5 protein-coding genes are annotated in these 6,714 nt (G+C 73.6%); 4 read left to right on the top strand and 1 reads right to left on the bottom strand.

Features of this window, described 5'->3' with window-relative positions:
* Nucleotides 1-120: 120 nt before the first annotated feature.
* A complete protein-coding gene (locus ACIBNE_RS01005; RefSeq protein ID WP_399268066.1) occupies nucleotides 121-2,481 on the bottom strand; it encodes a collagenase in 2,361 nt (786 codons plus the stop codon).
* A gap of 278 nt (nucleotides 2,482-2,759) precedes the next feature.
* Between ACIBNE_RS01005 and ACIBNE_RS01000 the strand changes: the two genes are divergently transcribed.
* The 4 genes from ACIBNE_RS01000 to ACIBNE_RS00985 are packed head-to-tail and all read left to right on the top strand — an operon-like array spanning nucleotide 2,760 to nucleotide 6,699.
* Nucleotides 2,760-3,956 carry an NAD(P)/FAD-dependent oxidoreductase gene (locus ACIBNE_RS01000; protein ID WP_399268064.1) on the top strand — a complete coding sequence of 399 codons (1,197 nt, stop codon included), beginning with the start codon at nucleotides 2,760-2,762 and terminating at the stop codon, nucleotides 3,954-3,956.
* Nucleotides 3,946-4,320 (top strand): 2Fe-2S iron-sulfur cluster-binding protein, encoded by a 375-nt coding sequence (locus ACIBNE_RS00995; protein WP_399268062.1) that lies wholly within the window; start codon nucleotides 3,946-3,948, stop codon nucleotides 4,318-4,320. Before ACIBNE_RS01000 ends, ACIBNE_RS00995 begins: the two co-directional genes overlap by 11 nt.
* Entirely contained in the window at nucleotides 4,301-5,761 is a 1,461-nt protein-coding gene (locus ACIBNE_RS00990; RefSeq protein WP_399268060.1) for an FAD-dependent oxidoreductase, read from the top strand. The genes ACIBNE_RS00995 and ACIBNE_RS00990 overlap by 20 nt, the downstream gene beginning before the upstream one ends.
* The gene (locus ACIBNE_RS00985) at nucleotides 5,758-6,699 is read left to right on the top strand and encodes a dihydrodipicolinate synthase family protein (RefSeq protein WP_399268058.1); all 942 of its coding nucleotides are present in this window, start codon (nucleotides 5,758-5,760) and stop codon (nucleotides 6,697-6,699) included. The genes ACIBNE_RS00990 and ACIBNE_RS00985 overlap by 4 nt, the downstream gene beginning before the upstream one ends.
* The last annotated feature ends 15 nt before the right edge of the window (nucleotides 6,700-6,714 follow it).

The raw sequence follows: 6,714 nt of genomic DNA, 5'->3' as shown, positions 1-6,714 counted from the left end.
GGGGTGCCCCCCGGGGGGGGGGGGGGGGGGCGGGGGGGGCGCGGGGGGGGGGGCCGCCCCCCCCGCCCCCGGGGGGGGGGGGGGGGGTGGGGCCCCCCCCCGCCCCCCGCCCCGCTGTCGTCAGCCCCTCTTCAGCGGACCCTCACAGGTGAACGAGGAGGTGCCGGCGCGGCCACCCGTCCAGACGTCCACCTTGCCGAAGGTGCAGTTCATGTCGTTGAAGTTGTTCACGCCCGACTTCGACCGGTCGAGGATGAAGTAGTCGACGGTCTCGGACATGTCCTTGAAGACCTGGTCCGGGTCGCCGGAGTTGCCCAGGTTCGCGGTGATCCGGCCGTTGCACACGAAGCGCGGACGCTCGGTGTCGCCGTTGGTCTTGCAGTCGGGCGAGTTGCTGGTGGTCGCGGCGAACGACGACTTGATCTGGGCCGGTGTCGAGGCGCTGAGCTGGTCGAACGGCACGTGCGTGGTGACGGGCACGTACAGGTCGTTGACGATCGCGATCTGCTTGTCGAGGAACCTGTCGTACGCGGCCTGCGTGCCGGGGTCGTTGCCGACGCGGTTGCGCCACGCGTCGAAGCCCGCCACGTCGTTGGCGCGCAGGTAGCCGTACATCGACGTGAGCATCGCGGGCCGCTCCAGCCACAGGAACTCGAAGAACGTGCCCGCGTAGGGGTAGAGGCGGAAGCCGTCCCCCGGGAAGGTGGCGTGCAGGAGCTGGTTGACGGTCATGCGCGAGCGGCCGCCCGCGGTGTCGTCGATGATCTTCGCGACCAGCGACTTGCGGACCTTGATGCCGTCGTCGCGGGTGGCGCCGTCGAAGAACTCGGCGGTGCCCTCCTCCATCGCCGTGGTGCGGTCGTTCTCGTACCAGGCGCCCTTGCCGTAGGAGCCGTGGATGGCCCAGCGGCCGTTGAGGTAGTGCACGTACTCGTGGCGGAAGAGCTCTTCCAGCGTCAGCATGGAGTCCTGCGGCACGCGGCGCTGGTAGGTGTAGAAGGTGGCGCCCTTCTCGATGTAGATGCCGCCGTTGTCGGTCTCCATGCCGGTGAGCAGCGGGTGGTAGATCTCGTAGTCCTTGCGGGACGCGTACAGCACGGTGTTGAGGCTGTCGTTGGGGTCGTCGGCCAGCGGCGCCTCGCTGCCGAGGACGCGGTGGTACTGCGCCTTGACCTGCTTGCTCGCGTAGTAGAGCTGGTCGACGGTGGCCCGGTCGAGGCCGGTGCGGACCTTGATGCCGCCGTTGTCGTAGGTGAAGGTGTTGGGGAAGAGCCTGCGCTCGATGTCCTCCTTGCAGATGTTGTACTGCTTGCAGGCACCGAAGTCGTTGAGCCAGGTCGCGGCCTTGGCCCAGGACGCGCTGCCCTCGCCGAAGTTGGCGGCCGTGGTGCTCAGCAGGGCGCCGAGGCCGGTGACGATCTCGCTCCGCAGCCCCTCGACCTCGCCGAACCTGCCGTACTCCAGGGTCGCGTCGCGCACGGCCCACTCGTTGGTCTTGCCCTTGAGGTGGGTGTAGCCGCCGAACGCCTTGAAGGCGTCGCGGAAGGAGGCGTCGGCCTTGACGGCGGCGTGGAACGCGGCGTCCCGGTTGCCGGAGTAGATGCCGAGGTAGGTGGTGGTGAGCGCGGCCCAGGTCGCGTCGCCCCAGGCCTTGCTGGCGTTGGTGGCCGGGTGGGCGGCGTCCATGGTGGACAGGACGCGCTTGATCAGCGGGAGCTGGTACTGGCGCAGACCGGGGGCACTGCCGGCGATGAGGGCTTCGCGCAGGGCCTCGGCGTTGGTGTCGGTGGCGTCGAAGGTGCGGGCGGCGTTGCCGAAGGCCTCGATGGCCTGGCGCATGGCGTCGACCGTGGGGGCGTCGGTGACGTCGATCTCGCCGCGCGTGAAGTCGTGGAAGATCACGGCGTGGAGGTAGGTGAACATCTCCACGAGGTGCGTGCCGTTCTTGCCGTCGTGCGAGGCGGCGAGGCTGGATATGCGCCGGGAGACCGCCTGGACGTGCGCGTCGGACATGACGGGGGCCAGTCTCTGGTCCCAGGTCCAGACGATGCTGCGCAGACAGCCGTTGGCCGTGACCGCCGGGTCGGCGAGGAAGTCCGCGAGCCCTTCGGGCGACAGGCCCCTGATGCCGTCGAGCGTGCAGGGGACGCCTGCGAGGGTGCGGGCCGGGGCGGAGAACTTGGCCTTGGCGGCCGTGCCCTGCACGCCGGGGACCTTGCCCGGGGCGGCCTCGCGCGGGCCCTTGGCCAGTGCGGCGTACTGCTTGGGCGCGGTGGCCAGGCGCTCGACCTCGTCGTGCGGGTTGGCGGCCGACGGACCGGGTCTGCCCGCGTCGAACGCGGCGGGGAGCCCGGAAGCGGCGGGGGCGGCGGGGGCCTTGGCGGGGGTGGCCGCGAAGCCCGCCTGGGCGGCGGTGGCGCAGAGCGTCACGGCCGTCGCGACGGCGAGCAGGGAGGTGCGGAGGGTCTTCAACTGGGACACCAGTGTCTCCAAGCGTGGGGATGTGGGAGGTGGGCACATACGCGCAGCGATCAACTGCCATGTGCCTGGCGGCACTTGTGGGGACAGTGCTGCGCCATGTGATGCGTAACGTAGTAATGTGAAATTGCACTGAGCAAGACGCTGTCGCTCCCGTTATCGATCTGTGTCCTTCGGATGGACGGTCGATGGACGGTCGATGAACGGACCAGCGCGAACTCCCCGAAACCCGATCGCTTCAGACCCTTGGCAAGTTCAGTGCCATGTGAAATGTTACTGGCGTGCTCACGAGAAAAACCTCGGACCTCATCGTCGTCGGAGCGGGGGTCGTCGGCGCCGCCTGCGCCTATTACGCCGCGCGGGCCGGCCTCGACGTCACCGTGATCGACCGCGGCCCCGTCGCGGGCGGCACCACCGGGGCGGGCGAGGGCAACCTCCTCGTCTCGGACAAGGAGCCCGGCCCGGAACTGGACCTCGCCTTCCTCTCCCTGAAGCTCTGGGGCGAGCTGGGCGACCTCCTGCCCCACGACATGGAGTACGAGAACAAGGGCGGCCTGGTCGTCGCGTCCTCCCCCGAAGGACTCCGCGCCCTCGGCGGCTTCGCCGCCAAACAGCGCGAGGCCGGGGTCGAGGCGAAGGAGGTCCCGGCCGACCGGCTGCACGACCTCGAACCCCATCTCGCACCCGGCCTGGCGGGCGGTTACCACTACCCCCAGGACTCCCAGGTGCAGCCCGCCGTCGCCGCCGCCCGCCTGCTCCGGGCGGCCGACGTGCGGGGCCGCGTCCACCTGCGCCTCGGTGAAGAGGTGACCGCCGTCCTCACCGACGCCGACGGTGGAGTGCGGGGCGTGCGCACGCCGACCGGCGAGGTGCACGCCCCGCACGTGGTCAACGCCGCCGGCACCTGGGGCGGCGACCTGGCCCGGCTCGCGGGCGCGGACCTGCCCGTGCTCCCCCGCCGGGGCTTCGTGCTCGTCACCGAACCGCTGCCGCGCGTCGTACGGCACAAGGTGTACGCGGCCGACTACGTCGCCGACGTCGCCAGCGACTCGGCCGCGCTCCAGACCTCCGGCGTCGTCGAGTGCACCCCGGCGGGCCCGGTGCTGATCGGCGCGAGCCGCGAGCGCGTCGGCTACGACAGGACCCTGTCCGTCGAGGTGCTGTCCCGGCTCGCCGCGCAGGCGGTCCAGCTCTTCCCCGTCCTGTCCGGGGTGCGGGCGATGCGCAGCTACACCGGCTTCCGGCCCTACCTCCCCGACCACCTGCCCGCGATCGGCCCCGACCCGCGCGTGCCCGGCCTGCTGCACGCCTGCGGCCACGAGGGCGCGGGCATCGGCCTCGCCCCGGGGACCGGGCTGCTCATCGCGTCCATGGTGGCCGGCCACGAGCTCCCCGTGGACGCCTCCCCCTTCCGCCCCGACCGCTTCCCGGCAGCCGTCCACGCCGCCCCCGGAGAGGAGCCGCCCCATGGCGCCTGACCGCAACACCGGATCCACCGGCCCCACCGGACAGGGCGCCGCCGCCCCGGGCGGCCGCACGCCCGCCCGGCTCGTCGGCGCCCCCGCCGACGGGGCCTTCGAGGTCACCTTCGACGGCCGGACCCTGCCCGCGCTGCCCGGTCAGTCCGTCGCCGCCGTCCTCTGGTCGGCCGGCATCCTCGCCTGGCGCACCACCCGCGGCGGCGACCGCCCGCGCGGCGCGTTCTGCGGCATCGGACAGTGCTACGACTGCCTCGCCACGATCAACGGCGAGCCGAACCGCCGCGCCTGTCTGGTGCCCGCGCAGCCCGACGACGCGATCACCACCCAGGAAGGGAACGGCCGTGCCGGACTCGCTGTATGACGTCGCGGTGATCGGCGCGGGCCCCGGCGGCCTCGCCGGAGCCGTCACCGCCGCCGAACTCGGCCTGTCCGTCGCGCTGCTGGACGGGGGCGGACAGCTCGGCGGGCAGTACTACCGCCACCCCGCCCCGGCCACGGGCGCCACCCGCCCCGAGGCCCTGCACCACGGCTGGTCCGCCTTCACCGCCCTGCGCGGACGCTTCGAGCGCAGCGGCGCCGTGCACCTCGCGCGCCACCACGTGTGGACCGTCGCCCGCGAGGGCGGCGACACCGGCGACGAGAACGCGCCGTGGAACGTGCACGCGCTGGTGGGCGACGACGGCGACGGGGGCACGCCCGTGCGCGTGCGCGCCCGCGCGGTGCTCGTCGCCACCGGCTCGTACGAGCGCCAGCTGCCCTTCCCCGGCTGGACCCTGCCCGGGGTCGTCGGCGCGGGCGGCGCCCAGGCGATGCTCAAGTCCGGGCTCGTGCTGCCGGGGCGGCGCGTCGTCGTCGCGGGCAGCGGCCCGCTGCTGCTCGCCGTCGCCGCGTCGCTCGCCGCCGCGGGGGCGCGGGTGCCCGCCGTGATCGAGGCGGCCGGATACCTGGGGTACGCCAAGTACCCCGGCGCGCTCGCGGTGAACCCGGGCAAGATGGTGGAGGCCGTGGTGCACGGCTCCGCGCTGGCCAGGCACGGGGTGCGGGTGCGCGGGCGGAGCGCGGTCACGGCCGTGCACGGGAAGGACCGGGTGGAGGCCGTGACGGTCTCCAGGCTGGACGCGTCGTGGCGGCCGAAGCCCGGGACCGAGCGGCGGATCGAGTGCGACGCGCTCGCCGTCGGCCACGGGCTCGTGCCGCAGATCGAGCTGGCGACGACGCTGGGCTGCGCCACGCGGCCCACCGCGGACGGCGCGCACGCACTGGTGGTGGACGAGGAACAGCGGACGTCCGTGCCCGGACTGTGGGCCGCGGGTGAGACCGGCGGCATCGGCGGCGTCAAGCTCTCCTTCGTCGAGGGCGAGCTGGCGGCCAGGTCGATCGCCGAGCGGCTCTCCGCCGCCCCGGCGTCCGACAGCGGCTCCGCGCGCGTGCGGCGGCTGCTGCGCCGCAGGGGCCGCATGCGCTCCTTCGCCGACGTCATGGCGGCGGCCCACGCCCCCGGGCCCGGCTGGCACCAGTGGCTGGACGACGAGACGGACGTGTGCCGCTGCGAGGAGGTGACGGCGGGCCGGATCAGGGAGGCCGTCGAGGACCAGGGCGCCCGTGACGCCCGCACCGTCAAGCTCCTCACCCGGGCGGGCATGGGCTGGTGCCAGGGCCGGGTGTGCGGCGCGGCCGTCACCTGCCTCGCGGGCAAGGCGCCCGCCTCGCCCGACCGCAGACCGCTCTCCGTGCCCGTACCCCTCGGCGCGCTCGCCGCCTCCCACGACCCCGCTGACACCGCAGAGAGGGCCACGCCATGAGCACAGAACCCGCCGTCTCCCCCGCCCCCGAGACCCCCGCCGCCTGGAGCCCCGAGCGTCCGTGGCGCGGCGTGATGGTCGCCACCGCGCTGCCGCTGCGCGAGGACCTGTCGGTGGACCACGACGCGTACGCCGAGCACGTCGCGTGGCTCATCGCGAACGGCTGCGACGGCGTGGTGCCCAACGGCTCGCTCGGCGAGTACCAGACCCTCACCGACGAGGAGCGCGCCCGCGTCGTGCGCACCGCCGTCGAGGCCGCGGGCGACGGCGCCCGCGTCCTGCCCGGCGTCTCCGCCTACGGCAGCGCCGAGGCGGTGCGCTGGGCCGAGCAGGCCGCCGGGGCGGGCTGCGGCTCGGTCCTGCTGCTGCCGCCCAACGCCTACCGCGCCGACGAGGAGCCGGTGCGCGCCCACTTCGCCGAGGTCGCGAAGGTCGGGCTGCCCGTGGTGGCGTACAACAACCCGATCGACACCAAGGTCGACCTGCGCCCGGCGCTGCTCGCCCGGCTGCACGCCGAGGGTTCCATCGTGGCCGTCAAGGAGTTCACCGGCGACGTCCGGCGGGCCTACGAGCTGGCCGAACTCGCCCCGGGCCTCGACCTGTTGGTCGGCGCCGACGACGTGCTGCTCGAACTGGCGCTGGCCGGCGCGGTCGGCTGGATCGCCGGGTACCCCAACGCCTTCCCCGCCTCCTGCACCGAGCTGTACCGCGCCGCCTGCGCGGGCGACCTGGACGCGGCGCTGCCGCTCTACCGCTCCCTGCACTCACTACTGCGCTGGGACACCAAGACGGAGTTCGTCCAGGCCATCAAGTTGTCCATGGACATCACGGGACGGCACGGCGGCCCGAGCCGTCCGCCGCGCTCCGCGCTGACCGGCCGGGTCGAGGCCGCGGTGCGCGCCGCGACCGAGAAGGCCCTCGCGGACAACCACCGCTGACCCGCAAGAGCCGGC

Origin of the sequence: Streptomyces sp. NPDC050504 (assembly GCF_044458065.1) — a bacterium.
Classification (GTDB): domain Bacteria; phylum Actinomycetota; class Actinomycetes; order Streptomycetales; family Streptomycetaceae; genus Streptomyces.
The sequence above is the reverse complement of the archived record's forward strand: the minus strand, read 5'-3'. Positions and strand labels throughout refer to the sequence as shown.